This window comes from Streptomyces sp. NPDC088246 (assembly GCF_044741025.1).
GTDB lineage: Bacteria > Actinomycetota > Actinomycetes > Streptomycetales > Streptomycetaceae > Streptomyces.
Genome location: NZ_JBIURV010000033.1, coordinates 1 through 17983, shown reverse-complemented (window position 1 = coordinate 17983; position 17983 = coordinate 1). Strand labels below are relative to the sequence as shown.

19 protein-coding genes and 3 pseudogenes are annotated in these 17983 nt (G+C 68.9%); 6 read left to right on the top strand and 16 right to left on the bottom strand.

The window, feature by feature from the left end:
* Positions 1-64: 64 nt before the first annotated feature.
* Positions 65-506 (bottom strand): annotated as a pseudogene (locus ACIPEK_RS33920) (acyl-CoA dehydrogenase family protein).
* Between the two features lie 318 nt (positions 507-824).
* On the opposite strand from ACIPEK_RS33920, the pseudogene ACIPEK_RS33915 reads away from it, so the two are divergent.
* Positions 825-1310, top strand: a pseudogene (locus ACIPEK_RS33915) (transposase); the annotation flags it as partial.
* A 151-nt stretch (positions 1311-1461) separates the two neighbouring features.
* The gene (locus ACIPEK_RS33910; protein ID WP_402004146.1) at positions 1462-1980 is read left to right on the top strand and encodes a DUF1203 domain-containing protein; all 519 of its coding nucleotides are present in this window, start codon (positions 1462-1464) and stop codon (positions 1978-1980) included.
* Positions 1981-2204: 224 nt separating this feature from the next.
* On the opposite strand, the gene ACIPEK_RS33905 is transcribed toward ACIPEK_RS33910, so the two are convergent.
* The 8 genes from ACIPEK_RS33905 to ACIPEK_RS33870 form a co-directional block, all read right to left on the bottom strand.
* Entirely contained in the window at positions 2205-2408 is a 204-nt protein-coding gene (locus ACIPEK_RS33905) for a hypothetical protein (protein ID WP_402004144.1), read from the bottom strand.
* 204 nt (positions 2409-2612) lie between these two features.
* On the bottom strand, positions 2613-2753 hold the full coding sequence (locus ACIPEK_RS33900) for a hypothetical protein (RefSeq protein ID WP_402004141.1): 141 nt from the start codon (positions 2751-2753) through the stop codon (positions 2613-2615).
* Positions 2754-2819: 66 nt separating this feature from the next.
* Entirely contained in the window at positions 2820-3419 is a 600-nt protein-coding gene (locus tag ACIPEK_RS33895) for a hypothetical protein (RefSeq protein WP_402004138.1), read from the bottom strand.
* Positions 3420-3582: 163 nt separating this feature from the next.
* On the bottom strand, positions 3583-3855 hold the full coding sequence (locus ACIPEK_RS33890) for a DUF6225 family protein (RefSeq protein ID WP_327277578.1): 273 nt from the start codon (positions 3853-3855) through the stop codon (positions 3583-3585).
* Positions 3856-4012: 157 nt separating this feature from the next.
* Entirely contained in the window at positions 4013-4438 is a 426-nt protein-coding gene (locus ACIPEK_RS33885) for a DUF6083 domain-containing protein (RefSeq protein ID WP_402004135.1), read from the bottom strand.
* A gap of 190 nt (positions 4439-4628) precedes the next feature.
* Entirely contained in the window at positions 4629-4790 is a 162-nt protein-coding gene (locus ACIPEK_RS33880; RefSeq protein WP_402004132.1) for a hypothetical protein, read from the bottom strand.
* 51 nt (positions 4791-4841) lie between these two features.
* Positions 4842-4979, bottom strand: coding sequence for a hypothetical protein (locus tag ACIPEK_RS33875; RefSeq protein WP_402004129.1), 138 nt, complete (start codon positions 4977-4979; stop codon positions 4842-4844).
* A gap of 30 nt (positions 4980-5009) precedes the next feature.
* Positions 5010-5204 carry a hypothetical protein gene (locus ACIPEK_RS33870; protein WP_402004127.1) on the bottom strand — a complete coding sequence of 65 codons (195 nt, stop codon included), beginning with the start codon at positions 5202-5204 and terminating at the stop codon, positions 5010-5012.
* Between the two features lie 1007 nt (positions 5205-6211).
* On the opposite strand from ACIPEK_RS33870, the gene ACIPEK_RS33865 reads away from it, so the two are divergent.
* On the top strand, positions 6212-6463 hold the full coding sequence (locus ACIPEK_RS33865; protein ID WP_402004124.1) for a hypothetical protein: 252 nt from the start codon (positions 6212-6214) through the stop codon (positions 6461-6463).
* Positions 6464-6584: 121 nt separating this feature from the next.
* Here the strand turns inward: ACIPEK_RS33865 and ACIPEK_RS33860 are convergent, their stop codons facing one another.
* Positions 6585-7601 (bottom strand): helix-turn-helix domain-containing protein, encoded by a 1017-nt coding sequence (locus tag ACIPEK_RS33860; protein WP_402004121.1) that lies wholly within the window; start codon positions 7599-7601, stop codon positions 6585-6587.
* A 263-nt stretch (positions 7602-7864) separates the two neighbouring features.
* Here ACIPEK_RS33860 and ACIPEK_RS33855 point away from each other — a divergent pair, with 263 nt between their 5' ends.
* Complete coding sequence (locus ACIPEK_RS33855; RefSeq protein WP_402004117.1) at positions 7865-11566, top strand: S8 family serine peptidase; 3702 nt, start codon at positions 7865-7867, stop codon at positions 11564-11566.
* 1 nt (position 11567) lies between these two features.
* Here the strand turns inward: ACIPEK_RS33855 and ACIPEK_RS33850 are convergent, their stop codons facing one another.
* The 3 genes from ACIPEK_RS33850 to ACIPEK_RS33840 all read right to left on the bottom strand — a co-directional run bounded on the left by ACIPEK_RS33850 (position 11568) and on the right by ACIPEK_RS33840 (position 12979).
* On the bottom strand, positions 11568-11840 hold the full coding sequence (locus tag ACIPEK_RS33850; RefSeq protein ID WP_402004114.1) for a hypothetical protein: 273 nt from the start codon (positions 11838-11840) through the stop codon (positions 11568-11570).
* A gap of 3 nt (positions 11841-11843) precedes the next feature.
* Positions 11844-12284 (bottom strand): transposase, encoded by a 441-nt coding sequence (locus tag ACIPEK_RS33845; protein WP_402004111.1) that lies wholly within the window; start codon positions 12282-12284, stop codon positions 11844-11846.
* Between the two features lie 89 nt (positions 12285-12373).
* Entirely contained in the window at positions 12374-12979 is a 606-nt protein-coding gene (locus tag ACIPEK_RS33840) for a sigma-70 family RNA polymerase sigma factor (RefSeq protein ID WP_402004108.1), read from the bottom strand.
* A gap of 78 nt (positions 12980-13057) precedes the next feature.
* Here ACIPEK_RS33840 and ACIPEK_RS33835 point away from each other — a divergent pair, with 78 nt between their 5' ends.
* Together ACIPEK_RS33835 and ACIPEK_RS33830 are read left to right on the top strand one after the other, a co-directional pair.
* Positions 13058-13885, top strand: coding sequence for an alpha/beta fold hydrolase (locus ACIPEK_RS33835; protein ID WP_402004268.1), 828 nt, complete (start codon positions 13058-13060; stop codon positions 13883-13885).
* Between the two features lie 641 nt (positions 13886-14526).
* Positions 14527-14856: pseudogene (locus ACIPEK_RS33830) on the top strand (M55 family metallopeptidase); the annotation flags it as partial.
* 487 nt (positions 14857-15343) lie between these two features.
* Here the strand turns inward: ACIPEK_RS33830 and ACIPEK_RS33825 are convergent.
* From ACIPEK_RS33825 to ACIPEK_RS33815, 3 genes are all read right to left on the bottom strand, one after another.
* Entirely contained in the window at positions 15344-16117 is a 774-nt protein-coding gene (locus ACIPEK_RS33825) for an RNA ligase family protein (protein WP_402004105.1), read from the bottom strand.
* Positions 16118-16400: 283 nt separating this feature from the next.
* Complete coding sequence (locus ACIPEK_RS33820; RefSeq protein WP_402004102.1) at positions 16401-16670, bottom strand: hypothetical protein; 270 nt, start codon at positions 16668-16670, stop codon at positions 16401-16403.
* A gap of 438 nt (positions 16671-17108) precedes the next feature.
* Positions 17109-17666, bottom strand: a complete 558-nt coding sequence (locus ACIPEK_RS33815) for a DUF4232 domain-containing protein (RefSeq protein ID WP_402004100.1) — start codon at positions 17664-17666, stop codon at positions 17109-17111.
* Between the last annotated feature and the right edge of the window lie 317 nt (positions 17667-17983).

Here is a 17983-nt window from a genome sequence, read left to right as displayed (position 1 = left end):
GGACGGCTCAACCATGGACTCGGAGATCGGCTTCACCGTCCGGCTTCCACACAGACAACGACGTTCATGCGTCGAGACCTCCACGCTTGACAAGCTGGCTGGCGATGACGTTGCGCTGGATTTCGTTGGTATCTTCGCCCACGATCAGCAAGGGGGCGTCGCGGCAGTAGCGCTCGACGTCGAACTCGGTGGAGTTGCCGTAACCGCCATGGATGCGGACGGCGTTGAGGGCAACCTGCATGGCGGTCTCGGAGGCGAAGAGCCTCCATGTCCACGCGACGCCCTGCTTCGGCCTCCCGGGCCGCATAGAGGGTGAGCTGACGGGCAGCGGTCAGCGACGTGGCCATGTCCGCGAGGTGGCTGCTGATCGACTGGTGCTTCCGGATCGGCTCGCCGAAGGACCCGCGCTCCTGCGCGTAGGCGAGAGCATCCTCGAACGCCGCCCGGCCGACGTCGACTGCGCGAGCTGCGACCTGGAGACGTCCGGTCTCCAGTCCCTTCGTCATCTGCGGGAATCCCTTGCCTTCGATGCCCCCGAGTACGGTATCGGCCGGCGCCCGGCAGTCCTGTCGCTCTGCAGTCCTTCGATCCACTAGCCGTGTACCGACTACGTCGTCTGATCAGTGACAGACCTGTCGGGCAGATCTCCGGGGCATTGCGCTCTGCGAGCTGGGCGGCCGCACTGATCGGCCGCACGATGGTCACCAGCCTTGTGACATCCCCGGGCTTCGTCGCATACGAGCTTGAGATGCTGCCATCCCCCTGCACGATGTTTTGGCAGCGGCGAGGCATCCCGTTTCTTGCCTGGAGCGTCGCCTCAGCAGAGAGTGGCGAACGAGGCGCTTGCCCTCCACCACCAGGTCACTGAGATCGAAAAGCTCATTGCGGCCCGGTTCCGGGAGCACCCCCATGCTGAAGTGATCGTCAGCATGCCCGGCTCGGGCCCCATCCTCTGCGCCGAGTTCGTCGCAGCCACGGGCGGTGACATGACCGTATTCGGGACCCCCGATCGCCTCGCCGGCTTCGGCGGCGTCGCGCCCACGCCCCGCGACTCCGGCAAGATCAGCGGAAACCTCCGCCGCCCTCAGCGATACAACCGAGGACTGCAGCGCGTCTTCTACATGTCTGCGTTGATGAGCATCCGCTACTCCGACGAATCTCGCCGCTTTTAAGATCGCAAGCACGCTGAGGGCAAGCGACACACCCAAGCAGTCATGGCTCTGGCACGACGACGCGTCAACGTCCTACGGGCCCTCCTGCGCGACCAACGTAGCTGCCAAGCAACGCCGCCCGTCACGCTCACGGCTTGACAAAGCCATGAGGAACCCACGGCACCGTCACCGTCGCAGCCATCCGGCTCCGTCTCCGCTCGTGACCCGCCGAATACACCGCAGCAATGCCGCAGACCTTCGCGTCTGAATCCCGCCAGCGCCCCAAGGGCCAGCCGCCGACACTGGCCCCATGACCGCGTACACGCCTCTTCCCATCCCTCCCGCCGCGCTCAAGGAACTCCGCGACATCGATGACGCCGGGCGGCCACTGCGGCCGTACACCGCGCGCGAGGACGGCGTTCCCCTCGATTGCGTGGGCAGCCCGCTGCGCTGCTGCCTGCGGGCCATCGACCCCGGCGAGCGGGTCGCCCTCGTCTCATACGCGCCACTGCGCCGCTGGGCGACGGCAACTGGGGCCGACCCCGGAGCCTACGACGAAGCGGGGCCGGTATTCATCCACGCCGACGAATGCGGAGAGCCACGGGGAGCCCAGGACTACCCCTTCGCGCGACCGGGGGCGCTGCGCACCATCCGCCGCTACAACGCCGAGGGACACATCGTCGGGGGCCTCTTCTTCGAGATCCCGGACAACGCCGAGGCCGGGTTCGACCGGGTCTTCGGGGAAGCGTTTGCCGAGCCGGAGGTGGCGCTGGTGCACGTGCGGGCCCTGGAGTACGGCTGCTTCCAGTTCGAGGTAAGGCGACCGTAGGCGACGCCCTGCGGACGGCCGCCCGCAGGGCTCACGTCCATTGTCAGTTCCGCCAGTACCAACACGCTGTTCAGCCTGAACCGCCGGACTGGCTGACGGTCTCGGCGTTGCGGATCGCGCTCGTCGCGAGGGACCTTTCTCGAAGTTGCGTTCTCGGCGCGGCAGGGTGCCACTCCCCGCCACCAGCGGCCGGAGCAGCGTGACGGCTGCTCCGGCCAGAGCTGTCAGAGCTCTTCGAGGCTGGTCAGCAGCGCCAGCACCTTGTCCTTGCCGAGCGGCAGCGTGTCGCCCCCGGCGTCCGCACCGCCAACTCCCACTCTCCGGCGACCCGGCAGGCCGGGGAGGGGCGCCTGGATGTTCGGGTTGCGCCCCGAGGTGTACCCGCCCGTGCGCGACTCGACGGGCTCTCGCCCAGGGAGGCGGTGCACCGCTCCTGGGCGTTGACCCGCGGGGCCCGAGCCAGGACACATCATCGCCGCGCTCTACGAAGGCAACCCCCGGAGTTCCGCCGTGACATCCGCTACGGCGCCGCCGTCCGGTGCCGTTCGACATCGTTTCCGGAACATCGATACGGTAGTGAGGACGGGCCCGGAGTCAGTTCGAGTGACTCCGGGCCCGTTGAGTGTGAGGGATCAGGTTGCCCAGCCGACGGAGGAGACGTGGGCGTACGCGTCCCAGTCGGTGCCGAGGCCGCCGCTCATGATGTCGTCCCAGACGGCTTCGAGTTCTCGTTTGTCGCCGTCGATCCAGGCGTCGACGGCGCGGTCCCACACGCCGCGGACGCTGATGCTGCGGGTTTCCGGATCGCGCTGGTGGCAGCACTCGACGCGGGATTTGCGTTACTCGCTCAGCCCCACGACACCCCAGCCCCTCCGGGTGGCCTCGGTCAAAACACGCCCCCAGTCCTCCAGCAGGTCGGTGAACGCGTCGAAGTGCCCGACCCGCGCACCGGATACGGCTGCGTGCTCCGTGAAGGCCCCGCGCAACCCGCCGAGCCGGGGCCGTATCTGTTCCCAGGTCGCGGCCGGCTCCCGCACGCTGTCAGGCGACCGCGCGAGCAGCACGCCGTAGAAGAGGGCGGGGTCGTCGGTGAAGAAGCCCGGATCCGTGTGCGGTGCCTCACCGTCCGCCCCATCCCAGATCAGCCCGCACAGCAAGGTGTCCAGCCCCGTCCGGAGCTCCGGGTCGGCATGGTCGCGGACCCGTTCCCAGCGGTGCCCCGCCCAGAAGTGTGCCTTGAACGAGCCACAGGTGCCACGGAACTCGTAGATGTCGAAGTACGCACCGTCGGGTCCTCCCGGCCGCTCCCATTCGCCCTCTACGGCGGACTCTTCGCGGCACCACAGTCCCGTCTCCTCGGCGTACCAGGCATCCCTCAGCCGTGCCGGCCGCTCCCGGGGAGGTGCCTCGCCCAGCCATGACCAGTCGGCGATCACCACGCTGATGTCCAGTCCCGTGGGAGTGAGCGTACTGTCCGTCCGTCGCCGGCGTCCGCCGCGGCGATGCTGCTGACCCGTCAAGAGTGGAACCGCAGGAATCCGCGGCCTGGCAATGACGCACGGAGCCGGAAGACACCTCGGCCGGGGAGCGACCGCGGCGGGTTCAGTCGAGGACGTCGTACTCGTCGGCCTTCCAGTCGGCAAACAGGGTCAGCGCCTTCTCGGTCTCCGCGCGCTCGGGCGAGGTGGAGGTGGCCGGCCACCAGTTCTCAACGTGTTCGGCGTTCACGAGCACGAAGTCGCGGTATCCGTCGAAGTCGCCGGGGTCTTCGGCAACACCGATGTGGATGGGTGTGTCATCGGGCAGGTCTTTGATGGCTTCGCGGAGCTGTGCGGCGTTCCATACCTGCGGGGCGTGGTCAAAGGTGTCGGCCATGGGCACAGGATGCAGGACCACACCGGAAGTCCACGTGAGGACACGGCTGTACCCCGGGCCAGAGCGCTGATCCGGGGTACAGGGGGCCGGGGTGAAGAACTGATCACCGGGTGGTGAACCCGCCGGTGGACACGGTACCGGGCCGGTCAGGCCGTGGTCAGCCCGTGTCGGGGAGGCCCCAGTCGTCGGGCAGGTTGAACAGGCGCTGTGCCCGGCGTTCGTTCTCCTGCCGGAGCACGGTGGCCCACAGCGGGGGGTCTTCGCGCGGGAGATAGGGGCAGACCATGCGGTGCGCGATGCGGCACTGGGCGCCGGGGAGTGGTTCGGCGTCCCACAGGTTCGTCGCGGCCCCGTCCGAGGTAATGATCCAGCGCCGGCGCGGGGGCACGGTGTGGGCGGGAACGACGATCCTCGGTTCAAGGAGGACCCAGTGGCCTTCGTGGAGGGTGGGGTAGCGGTCTTGTGGGAGATCACAGAAGGGGCAGTCGGGTGCGGCGGGTGGTGGTGGGGCGGTCGCGCCTTCGAGGGCGGCTGCGTCGTCGGGGCGGCCCGGGACGGGTGTGGTGTTCTCGGTTTCCCCCATGCTCTTCAGGGTCCGGACGGGCCGTCAGGTGCGGTAGGACGCGATCCAGCCGCGCTGGACGGGAAAGAACGTGCCCAGTGTGCTGCTCGGCGGCACACGGGGCTTGTGTCGGCGCACAGTCCGCGTCGCGGCGGGCCGGATCCCAAGAACGGCTGAGGCCGAGGCGGTCTTCTACGTCAGAAATTCCCCTTTACGGGACGCGCAGGTGGGCACCGAGGCCGACGGTGCAGCCGGTGAGCCCTGCCGCGTCCGCCGCGTCGTCCGCGTGCTTCTGGGCTTCGTCGGCGGCCGCTTGCGCACCGCCGACGTCTCCCTTCTTGGCAACCTTCTTGTCCTCGCCTGCGGCCTCCATGACCTTCTGAGTGAATTCGCCAATCTTGCCGGGTTTCCCGAACTTGCCCAGCTATCCGAACTTGCCGATGATCTTGTCTGCGCGGTAACCAGTGATGAAGAGCGATCCGCTGTTCCACAGGCCGGTACCGATGGACTGGCCCTCGTTGCCGTTCTTCCACATGTCGCGGACTTCGTCGCCGATGAACACGTCGTCCAGGACCGTCAGCCCGGTGCTGCCTTACGCCTTGGTCCAGTCCCAGACCGCACCCAGGCAATCGCCCTTGGACCACTTGTCGGATGCGTCCTTCGAGTCCGCGACCCACTGGTCGCCGAGGCCCTGGCCGTACTCCTCGATGCCCTCCCACGCCTTGATGGGGTGCAGGATCGTGTCGAAGGTGCCGGTGACATCGCCCCACAGTCCGTCGCCGGACACCCCCTGAAGAAGCCGCCCGTCTGATGCCCGGCACAGGACAGGAACGCTCCGAAGCCGGGGGTGCAGCTCTCGCCGTCGTCGTCCCCGCCGCCGTCGCCACCCTCGTCCTCGCCCGGATCGCCGCCGTCCGCCCCCCTCGGAGGCGTCCACGTCGCCGCCGCCTTCGTCGACCTGGACGACGGTGTCGTCGCCGCAGGATCCGCCGGAGGCGGATGCCTCTCCGGACCCATCTGACACGCCGGACCCAGCGGAAGCGCTCGGCCCACCGCCCGTACCGCCGGAGTCCGGCCCACCCGCATCCGATCCGCCGGTCGTCGCCGAGCCCCCGCGTCGCTCCCGCCGGTCACGGTCGCCCCGCCGAAGTCCGTACCACCGCCGGTATCCGCTCCGTCGGCCTTTCCCCCGTCACGGGCCACCACCTCGCCGCCGTCGGGTGCGGGGCACACACTTCCGGTGACTTCGCAGATCGCGCTACGGAACCCACAGGCCACCTGGCCATCGATCCCGAGCGCCACCAGATCGATGACGATCAGCGGCAGTTCAGCCACTCCACTGATCCGACCACTAGAACTCAAGCCCCATCCGGGGACCAATCAGAAGTTATGCGCACCGTTCCGGCCGCGATCCCCCAAAGGCCAGCCCAGCTCCCCGTGTCGTAGAGACGACATGTCGCAGTCACGGCACCCGCAACAGGTGACACACGGGCCTCGGAAGCCGGAGTCTTGATCCGAACCGCGCGCTCCACGCCCGCGCCTTCCCGAAGAGGCCTCCGATGCACCCACGGCTCCGCCCCGACGCGCTCATAGCGGCAGGTGCCCTCATCGCCGCCCTGGCCCCCTCCTCCCACGCGGCTGCCGCCACCGCCCGCCCGGCGGCCCCCGGCTCCCGGGCCTCCACCGTCACCCTCGTGACCGGAGACCGGGTGCACCTGGCTGCAACTCGACTACGACATCCACACCGACCTCACCGGCACCGCACCGCGACGCGCCCGCACCATCGACGTCGGGGTGAAGGCACGCCACCGGGACGGCCTCACCGGCCCGAAGGTGGCGGGCATGGAGGTCTCCGTCTCCTACGACGACGGCGCCCACTGCAGCCCGGCGACGACCACCCCCGAGGGCAACGGGAGTTACGACGTACGGGCCCGCCGCCCGGCCGTCTCCCGGACCGACGGCTACGTGCCCCTGCGCGTACGCGCCTGGGACGACCGGGGCAACGAGGTGACACAGGAAGTACGCCGCGCGTTCGCCACGAACTGAGCGGCCCCCCTGCCGCCGGCCCGGTGAGTCCGTCAGGTCAACCGACAACCGACCTGACGGACTCACCGACGTTCGCTGCGGTACGGGAACAGCGGCTCGTATCTCATGACAGCCACCCTTCTCACGACAGCCACCCCCGCCGCGCCGCCTGCCACACCAACTGCGTCCGCGTCGCGGCGCCGGCGCGCTGCATCAGCACCTGGATCCGGCGCTGCACCGTGCGCTGGCTGACCCGTAGCTGCGAGGCGATCGCCTTGTCCGCTACCCCGGCGACGACCAGGGACAGCAGATACCGCTCGTCGTCGGCGACGTTCGCACCGGGCCGCGGACTGCCGCCGAAGTCGGCCAGCTCACCGGAGTCCGTGACGTGCAGCGGCGAAGCCGCCGCCCACTGGCTCTCGAACAGCGCGATCAGCGCGTCGAGCAGGCTGCTGCCGTGTACCACCGCGGCCGTCGGCTCACCCAGCGAACCACCCGAACCGCCATGCATCAGCGGGCAGATGGCGATCGAGCTGTCCGCGATCACCATCCGCACCGGCAGCGTCCCGGTGGCCCGCGCCTGCTCACCCGCGCGGATGCTCCGGGCAACGTTGTCGACCATGCCGGGCTCCTCCAGCAGCGCGCGCTCGTAGACAGCCTCGTACCGCACCCCACGGGCGAGCAGCTCCCACTCCTCGTCGTTCTCCGCCGCAGGCATGGCCACATGGCCGGCCTTGCAGAGCCACCGCATCTCACTGGCCCCGTACGCCATATGACGCAGCCGCTGCCGGATCACACTCGCCCCCGTGATCACCTCGACAAGCTGCCCCGCGTCATGCCGCCGCCCTGCGGCCCGGTACTCCTCGGTGAGCTGCTCCACCCCCCGCCGCGCCGACTCCAGCGCCTCGTGCCCACGCAGCAGCAGCGGACGCAGCGCCGCATCGGGCGCCACCGGCACATAGCGCACCGCGCCCCCCGTCGGCGAAACGGCCACCCGCCCCACCAGCCCCTTGTCGTGGAGCGAGGCCAACAGCCTGTTTGCCTGCGCCACTTCGAGCCCCAGCTGCTCCGCGATCACCACGGCATCAGCCTCACGCACCCCGACGAGGAAGCGATACACCCGCTCCTCCCCCGCCCCGATCCCCGCGGCCTCCAGCATGTGTCCGCCTCTCACGACGCCCCCACCCACCCCAACCGATGTACCACCCACCGGAAACAGCGTGATCTAACCACACCCGCACACCGGGACGATGCCCGCGCTATCACGCACGACGACCATCCGACTTCGATACGCGCAAAGTGGCGGCGAGCGGACATGTCACTTCTTCGTCAGGCGCGGCCGTAGCGTCGGTGCCCCTACCTGCCGAGGCTTGACCCGCCGGTCGCGGAACCCTCCCTGCCGGCGGAAGGAGAGCGTTCAGCATGCGTTTCAGGCGAAGAGCCGCACTGCTCAGCTTCACCTTGGCGACCACCATGGCCACCACCATGGCCGGCGGCGGCCTGGTGTACGGTGCCACCCCCGCATCGAAGACCGGGCAGGACGCGGTAACCACCCCGTCCCAAGCAGAAGTCCGCACCTCGAAGGTCACCCTCGTCACCGGAGACCAGGTGACGGTGGCCACGAGGGCGGGCAAGACCCTCGCCGTCAACATCACCCCGTACCACCGCAGTGCGGCCGAGCTGCGGACGTACACCGTCGGCACCGATGTGTACGTGATCCCGCGCGACGTCGAAGCGCTCGTGCACAACGGCCAGGTGGACGCCCGGCTGTTCAACGTCACCCAGCTCATCGCCCAGGGGTACGACGATGCCCACCACGCGTCGACCCCGATGATCGTGCGCTACGCGTCCGGCGCCAAGGACACCGCACCCGGCGGATCCCGCCTCACACGGAAGCTCCCCGGCGTACGCGGAGCCGCCGTCAGCGCCGACAAGCGCAAGGGCGCCACGTTCTGGGAGGCCATCGACGACGACAGCGCCCGCGCAGGTACCCCCAAGGCCCGCCTGTCGGGCGGCGTCCAGCGCCTCTGGCTGGACGGGCAGGTCAAGGCGCTCCTCGACAAGAGCGTCCCGCAGATCGGCGCCCCGGAGGCGTGGAAGGACGGTTTCGACGGCACCGGCGTGAAGGTCGCGGTGCTGGACACCGGTGTCGACACCACCCACCCCGACCTCGCCGACCGCATCGTGGAAAGCCGCAGCTTCGTCCCCGGCGAGACGGTGCGCGACGGCCACGGCCACGGCACCCACGTCGCCTCCACCATCGTGGGAAGCGGAGCCGCCTCCGGCGGGAAGTACCGGGGCGTGGCACCGGGCGCCGGGCTGATCGTGGGCAAGGTGCTCGACGACGGCGGCAGCGGCCCGGAATCCTCGATCATCGAAGGGATGGACTGGGCCGCGCACTCGGGGGCGAAGGTCATCTCCATGAGCCTGGGCGGCGGGGAAGGCGCCGACGGCACCGACCCCATGTCGATGGCGGTCAACGAACTGACGGCAGAAACCGGCGTGCTGTTCACCATCGCGGCGGGCAACAGTGGCCCCGCGGCGACGTCCGTCGGCACACCCGGAGCCGCCGACGCGGCCCTGACGGTCGGCGCCGTGGACTCCACCGACGCGGTCACCGACTTCTCCAGCCGGGGCCCGCGAGGCGGTAACGGCGGGCTCAAGCCGGAGATCACCGCGCCGGGCTCGCGGATCGCCGCCGCCCGGGCCGCAGGCACGACGATGGGCACACCGGTGGACGGCTCGTACACCACCGCGAGTGGCACCTCCATGGCCACGCCGCACGTGGCCGGCGCCGCCGCGATCCTCGCGCAGCGCCACCCCGACTGGACGGCGGCCCGTTTGAAGAGCCAGCTGATCAGTACGGCCAAGACCACCGCCGCCACCTCCGTCTACGCCCAGGGCGCCGGCCGCGTGGACGTGGCACGCGCACTCCGGCAGACCGTATCGGCCAGCGGCACGGCCGACTTCGGCCTGCGGGACTGGGACGCCACCGCCCCGGTCGGGAAGAAGATCGAGTACGTCAACGACGGCGACCAGCCGGTCACCCTCACCCTGAAGGTCGAGAACGCGGGCGAGGAACTGCCGGCCGGAGTGCTCAGCCTGGGAGCCGACTCGGTGACCGTGCCGGCGCACGGCACCGCCGAGGTCGACCTCACCCTCAACACCGCCGGCGTGACGACCGGATCCCACGGCGCGCACGTCACCGCGGTCTCCGCCGACGGGCGGACGGCGGCAGTGACGGCGGTCGGCTTCGGCCGGGACGTACAGCGCTTCGACGTCACGCTGAAGGTGCTCGACCGCGACGGCAAGCCGACGAGCGGCATCGCCGCGGTCACCGCCTGGCAGCTGGGCCGCTTCGGACTGCCCGAGACGTACCCGGTCGCAGCGGACGGGACCGTCGTGGTGCGGGTACCGCGCGGCGAGCACGCCTTCATCTCGGAGATCTTCCACTACACCTCCGACTGGAGCCGGCTGGAGGAGTACACCTACGCCGCCCAGCCGGGCACGATGATCGACTCCGATCGGACCTTCACCCTGGACGGCGCCAAGGCCGGCCCGGTCACCATGACCACCTCCCGGCCGACGGAGACCAACCGCGCCCGCATCGGTCTGAACTTCCAGGCCGCGGACAGCGACCTCGTCTACGACCGCGAGACGTGGCTGGACGGCGAGACGGCCGTGTACTCCGTCCCGTCGCAGACCGCGAACGAGCGCTTCGAATCGCGCGCCGGCTGGTCGCTCGGCGCACCCGCACTCGACGCCCGCCTCGTCGGGCACGGCAACCGGACCCTGGACGCGGCCTACCTCGAGGGCTGGACGGGCTCCGCACGTATCGACGGCACCCGCGTCCTGCGCGTGGCGAAGGCCGGCGAGGACGTCCGGGGCAAGCTCGCCCTGGTGAAGCGGAGCGCCGAGCGCACGGTGGGAGAGCAGGTCGACGACGCCGCGAGCGCCGGTGCGCTCGCCATCCTCATCTACAACGACATCCCCGAGAACTGGCTCGCAGGAAACTGGGGCAAGACGGCCACCAAGATCCCGGCGATGACCCTCTCCGGCACCCAGGGCGAGGAGCTGGCGGCCCTGGACAACGCCAGGATCAGGATCTCCGGTACGGCGGTGAGCCCGTACTCCTACGAGCTGCTGAAGTACCGCAAGGGCGGCATCCCCGCCGACCAGCGCTACCGGGTACGCGATGGGGAACTGGCCACCGTGGACTCCTCGTTCCACGCCTCGACGCCGGCCACCGAAGGCGGATACGCCCGGCTGACGCGCTCGCCGATGCAGCCGACGGCGTACTTCGGCTTCGACCGGGTGGTCCTGCCGCGCTCCCGGACCGAGTACGTCTCCGCGGACGTGCCCACCTGGGAAGCGGTGAAGGCAGGTCCCGTGTGGACGTCGGACGGCTCCTGGAAGGTGACGAACACCTCGACGCTCAAGGCCGGACAGCGCGTGCACCGCGACTGGAACAAGGCCGTGGTCCGCACCGCGCTGCTGGACGCACAGTCCAACTCGGCCGTCCGGCAGGGCGATGTCGGTGTGGTCATGTCGAGCGGTCTGCTCGACACCGCACCGGACCAGTCCTTCTCCTCCGAAGCCGGCAGCGACAAGGCGCTGTCCACCGTCTACCGGGACGGCGAGCTCCTCGGCAGCATCCGTTCGGCGCCCGTCGCCTTCCCGATGACGGCACAGCGCGCCGAATACCGCGTGGTCACCGACGTGCAGCGGGACGCCCCCGGCTGGACGACCTCCACCAAGGTGCACACCGACTGGTCCTTCCACTCCGAGCGGAAGGAAGGACCGACCCTGCTCCCCGTCCTGTCGGTCGACTACCGACTCGACGTCGACCAGGCCAACAGCGCCCGGCCGCACTCCACCACCCGCATCGGACTGGGTGTGCGCTACCCCAAGGGCCTGAACGGTCTGAAGCTCGCCGGGGCGAAGCTGTGGGCCTCGTACGACGACGGCACCAACTGGCGGCAGGTCCGTCTCGACGGCGGCCTCAACGGCACGATCGGCAACCCCGCGAACGCGGGCTTCGTGTCGCTGCGCGTGCAGGCCACCGATGCCGATGGCAACACCATCGAGCAGACGGTGACCCGCGCCTACCAGATCCGCCGCTGACCTATGCCGGGGCGCCTGCACCGCAGGCGCCCCGGCGTGCGCGTCCACCCAGCGACGGTGACATGGGCGGGCCACACACGATCACCACAATGATGTTCAACGCGCCGCAGGCCCATGAAAGCAGCGTGGAATCAACACAGTTGGCGTACCCGCCGTCGGCCCACACCAGGCTGACCGTGCGGAAGCCGGCGGCGAGCCGGGCCAGGATGGCGCGGCCTCCGGCCCGGTCCTGCACGGAAGCGGAGGTGACGGCAACGACCAGCGGCAGGCCCATCGTTCAACTCACGTGTCTCTTCCGCCCTGTCGTTCGCTTGCCCGCATCGAACCCACGTGCCTCGCCGCCCTCGCTGGTCTTGATCGACTGAGCGTCGATCACGGCGGCCGACGGCTCGGGATCGCGTCCGGCCCCGATCCGGACCTGGCGGCGGAGCTCGTCGTGGACGCGGTCCCAGGCGCCGTCCCGCCGCCACTCGGTGCACCAGCGGTGTGCCGCATCCCAGGGCATCAGGTCGCGCGGGAGCATCCGCCACTGGTAGCCCGAGCGCAGCACGTAGAAAAGCGAGTCGAGCACCAACCGGTCCCCGTACTTGCGCACGCCGCCGCCTCTTCGCAGGTCACGCACGGGACGAAGCGGCTGGATGATCTCCCACATCTCATCGGTCAGGCTGGACGGATAGCTTGGGCCGCTGGCGGCCTCGGAGTTTTCGCGCTGGCACACACCACGTGATCATTCCGGGGCCGTCACCATGCCCGGAGGGCAGATCGCGACCGTCACGCTTCACGCTTGACCGGCCACCCGACAGGCTCTCAGGCGTCGCTCCTGAGCTGGTCGCGTTGGATCTGGTGAGCAAGGGTGCGACGCACGGAGGCTGATGCGGTGATGGTGGTGATGACCTTCGCGGGAATGTCGAGACCACGGCTGATCTCGTCATACGCGTCCCGGTAGCTGCCGGGCATTTCAGCCTGGTGCAGCATCAGGTCCTCTTCGAGGAGGCGCCGCAGCTCGTCGACGTTCTGAGGAGTGAATCGCTTCTTCCCCCGGGCGATGGCGTTGACGTAGCGGGTGCAGCGGGCGGTGTCGAAGGTCTCGGAGATTTCCTCGGCAAGACCCCAAAGACGCCCTTCGAGCCATGGGACATCGTGCTGGTCGAGAGAGAACCCCATTGAGGACGGTGGCTCGCCCACCTCGCACTTCGTCACCTGCTTGGACACTGCGGGCTGACTCATGTCGGTGAGCTGGGCAATTCTTTCCTGGGTCCAGCCGAAACCAGCGAAGAGTTTGATCATTTCGGCGCGCAGCTTCCGCATCTCCTCGCCCGCTCGGATGACCTCGTTCATGCCTGCAAGCATGCGCTCGGCCTGTTCCTCCGTCAGTGCCTCGGGGTTCTGGTGCGTGTCCTCTTCGGCTGCCATGGCTCGGTTATATACCCGAGCGCCCTGTCAGTCATAACCAGGTTGTACAACCTGGTTATGACTGACAGGATCCAGGCCATGCCGGCCTTCTCTGCACCTGACGGAACCCAGCTCGCCTACCGCGTGATCGGAGACGGCGACCCAGTCGTCTGCGTCCCGGGAGGTCCCACGGACTCTCTCTACCTCGGCGACCTCGGCGGCCTGTCCACGCACCGTCAGCTGATCGTCTTGGATCTTCGTGGCACCGGCCGGTCCGCGATTCCCGAAGACACCTCTTCCTACCGCTGCGATCGCCTGGTCGACGATGTCGAGGCGCTGCGTGAGCACCTCGGACTCCCCCGGATGGACCTGCTCGGCCACTCCGCCGGCACGAATATTGCGACGCAATACGTGGCCCGGCACCCGGAGAACGTCAGCAAGCTCGCCTTGATCGGTCCCGGTCCCCGAGCTGTTGGTATAGCGATCACTGGGGAGATGCGACGCAAGCACGCGCAGCTTCGGAGGAATGAGCCCTGGTTCCCAACGGCGTTCGCCACCCTGGAAGCGATCACCGAGGGCACGGGCAGTGACTGGGAGGCCATCGCACCCTTCTTCTGGGGCCGTTGGGACGCCGCGGCACAGAAGCACCATGCGGCCAGCCAGCCGAGCAACAAGGAAGCTGTCGCCCTCTTCGCGGCCGAGGGCGCGTTCGACCCGGAGACCACTCGTGCGGCGCTCGCCGGCTGCGAGGCACCAGTCCTGCTCCTCACGGGAGAGTTCGACTTGAACAGCCCCCCTCAGTCGGCGGCCGAGTTCGCGGCACTGTTCCCCGATGCCACACTCGTGGTGCAGCCGGGAGCGGGCCACTACCCCTGGCTCGACGACGCCGACCAGTTCGTGGCGACCACTGCGGCATTCCTGGGGTAGAGACCCCCGCTCCCGCCTACCGGCCCGGAGTCGGACACAAAACCGTAACCATCGGACCCCCAGCGGCAGAAGCACCCTCATGGCCACATCGCCATAGTCACGACGGGACACGCGTGTCGGTAAGCATGACGCCCAATACCAGCGGCGCTCCCGACACGCCCGGGCCCCGCCACCGGCCCGGTCGAATGTGGGGGCCACAAAAGCAGCTACCAGCAGCATCGCCGCCGGGATGTACAGGAGCATCCCCAGACGTACCCCGCCACCAACCAGGTTGGCATACGGTCCCGAAGATGACGCAGGCTCAGACGAAGCGCTGCGGCTCAGGCCGCAAGAAACAGCGGTAAGGCAACTGGCGGGGCGGTCAGGACGAAGCACCCAGCGAGCCCGCCGGACAACCCGACCGCAGCGCGGGCAGCACAGTCACCACAGCGGGCACCGACTACCGCGTACGGATCCGTGTACCTTCCACATCTGCCCCCAGGATTGAACACGTTCAGCCGATCGCATTCAGGCAGTTGATGTCTGCGGGCCTCATCTCTGCGGCGGATGGCTCGGCCCCCGGCCGTCGCGGAAGGCCAGTGCTGCGACCGCAAAGGACCCCCAGGTTGCCGGTGGATGCGAGGGCGTCGCACCGGTCAGGTGACGCTGGTATTTTTGTTTGCCACCACGCCCGCGCCGGTGGCGGGCCGGCCGTACTGGCGCGCACCATGAGCGGCGACATCCTCGACGTGCGCGTGGCCGGACGTCCCATGGGCGAGATAGGTCTCAACGCCGCTCTGGCCGGGCACTTGGGCGTGCCGGTCGTGCTGCTCAGTGGCGACGACACCACCTGCGCCGAACTGCTTGATCTCGTCCCCTCTGCGGTCGCCGTCGCGGTCAGACAAGCCCTCGGTCAGACTGCCGCTGTCACGCTGCGCCCCGAAGAAGCCCGGGAGCGCCTGCGCCGGGCGGCCACCGAAGCCATCACGCGGCCCGGCCGCTGTCGCCTGAGTCTTCGTGGGGGCGAATGAAGTCGGACGACCGGCGGGTGACCAACGGGATCGCGTGGGAGTTCCGCACTGGGTCGGCCTGGCGGGATGTGCCCGAGCTCCCCACGACGCCCATGCACCCGAGGCGGTTCTCGGGGCCCCCGGACAGGAGTGGAGTGCTGCGCACGGGTTCTCGCTCGGCGCCTCCCAAACACATCAATGAGTGACTCACTGCGCTCGATAGAGCCACTATGCGCAGGGGCTCACGCCGATGACCTTGCCGATGCGTTCCGGCTGGGTGAACAGTCAGGCGGCCAAGTACGGGCAGGCCGCTCGGTGCTCTTCTGCGCCCGTACCTCGGGCACCGACGACCTGTCGGCCGCGTCCGCATGAGTCAGGCTCCGGCGGGCTTCTCGGCCTGCCGGAGCCTGCGCCACCGCCTCTGCAATCCACCGGTCGGCGGCGTCGCGGGCCCGGCCGCGAAAAGAGGTCAGCCGCTACGCGTGTTCTGGTTGCGGCGCTTGAGGGTGCGCCGATAGTCCTGGAACCGGGCCTTGGCGATCACCGAGCGGTCGCCGCTGCGGAGCACGATGCCCTCGGGGTGGCCGCCCGCGCCCTCGTCCAGGGCCACGCGGGTCGTCGGCAGATGATCGGCGAGAAACGTCTGCATCTCAGCAATGCCAGTCGGCAGGTCGCCCGCGTCCACCACGGCCAGCCGCGGGACGAGCTCGATGTCTTCGGTCTTGGCGGCCTGGGTCAGTTCGCATTCGGAGAGGAACCGTTGCCCGCCGTCCTCACGCCAGCTGGAGATCTGGGCCCGCGACCACTCCAGGACGTCGAGCGGGACGTCGGCCGCATCGAACATGCGGTAGTCGACGGAGCGGTTACTGGTGTATTCGCGGCTGGCCGCGGTGACCTTGCCGCCGTACACCTCCAGGTACAGGACCCGGATGCCGCTGGTGGGCGGGTTGATGCGGTCGGCGAGGGGACGCAGTACGTCGGCGATACCGAGGGCGGGGTTCCCGATCAGATCGCCCCGGGCGTAGAGGAGTTCCTCTCTGCTACCGAGGACGTAGTCACCGCCGGGGAAGCTGACGATCCGGCCGTTGGTGCCGTCGACCTTCTCGGTGAGATACACATCGCCGTTGAACGCGGTCGCCTCCTCGATGAGGCCGCCGTTCTTCGGATCGAGCACATGGTAGGTCGGGATTGACGGATACTTGGTCGCCGTGTTGAGGGCAGCGAGGTCGATGGTGCGGATCACGGTGTGCTGTCCTTCCTGATTCGGGGAGTGTTGTGAACGCCGGGGCGGAATGCGGAACAGGTCTGTAGTCAGAACTAGCCGCACGACAGCAGGGGCCAGCATCGGACGTCCTGCAGCGGGCTCAGGCAAAGGCAGCTGAGGGCGACAGCGAGCTCGGCATCCCACCCTCGCTGACCACCCGTTCGGCGAGCTCGGCCATGTCAAGCCTTGGTACGTGGCCGCTGGCCACGGTGATGACGTGCGCAGCAAGAGTGCATTGTGGCCCGGTGTTTGGGCAATGCGTTTAGATCTCGACGACCACGCGGGCCTCGGCGGGCTTGCCTCGCTCGAAGTAGCCGGCCGATCCGACTCCACGCGTCCAAAGTTCGGTGAACACTGCGACGGTCGCCAGGACGCGTCTCTCGGCCGCGCTCGTGAAGTTTCTGTCCTCGTCTTCGTCGTACCGGTCCAGCAGCGCGAGCTCGTCCTGCTCGCCGCCTTCCTGGATCTTCCATTCGCCGAGTCCGCCGAGGTCATAGCCGTAGACGAGCAGGCCGTCCGTTGCTTGGGTCATGAGGTGTTGTCTCCGTTCGGGTTGTGGCGCCGCGGTGGCAGCCCGGTTCGGGAACCGGCTGCCGGTCGGCATGCCAGGCGCGGGTGCCGGCGGCGCAGCGCCGGGGATGAACGAGCCGGATCACGACGACTGCTACCAGGGACCGGCGGCCCGGCGAGCTGGTCAGGCGGTGGAGTCGCTGTCCGAGGTGGGTGGTACACACGAGCCGCATGGACACTGAGCACGCTGCCCCTGACGACCGTGCCGCTCTGCGCGCGGCCAACAGTGTGGACGATGGCGGCGCATCCGCACTGGGCTGGGAGACAGTGCACGCACGTTTCCCTGCTCCGGGTAGGGAGGCCACGTCGAACGCCTGCGGCACAGGCGTGGCGAGGCTGCCGGAGTAGCGCTGGGCACCTCCGGACCGAGCGCGGTGCCCCATACGACACCTTCTGACCGTCAGAAACCAGCAGCGCGGAAGGCAGTAGCACGGACAGTGCTGCCGCAGAGCGCGAAGTCGCCACCGTCATCCGACGCCAGCTGCTGCTTCCCGCCCGCGACACCCACCACGATCGAGGGCGCGACGGAAGGCGCGGCGCCGGAGACACAGTAGCCGCCCGCCTCACCAAGAGCCGGCGTAAAGGAGAGTTGCGTAGAGGCCCGGCCGCCGACCGCCAGTTGCACTGGCCCCGCCTTGCCCTGCCGGACGACATTGAGGGGTTTGTTCCTGTCCGGCGAGCCCTGACCCGCGAGAGCCACGGTGGGAAAGCCGCTCAGCACGCACGGCTCCGGACCCTGGTTGATGACGGTGATCCGTACCTGGCTGGGCTCCATCCGCTGCGCGCTGTTCGCGACGAGTTGGGTGTTCGTGCATGGGGCAACCGGGGCCCGCCCAAGCGCGACCCCATCTGCCGATGCCCCGGAACCGGTGCGTGCCAGCAGGCATCCAACCAAAGCACCCGCTACTAGCAAGACGGACGAGGCCTTGGTCACGCTGCTTCCCGATGTGTATTTCATGGGCTGTCCTCCCACCGTTCACAAGACGCCTCAAAGCCCCGGCCGCCAAGTGCTCTCCGGCTGGTTCGGCAACCGGGCCCGACGGAGCGCTGGACCGGAATCGTCCGAGGCTGAATGACACCGCCCCGCTCCATACCGGCTTCCGCCCCCCTCAGCGTCGCACCTGCCCCCGCCATCGGCGAGCAATCGTCAAGAGTTGTGGGTGGTGTCCTCAGGATTTGAGGGTCTGTCAAAAGAACGGTGTAACTCGGGTTGTTGAGGGTTACTGTCGGGCTGCGGAGAGTCGGCCGTCGAAGGTGATGTCGAAGGCGTTCAGT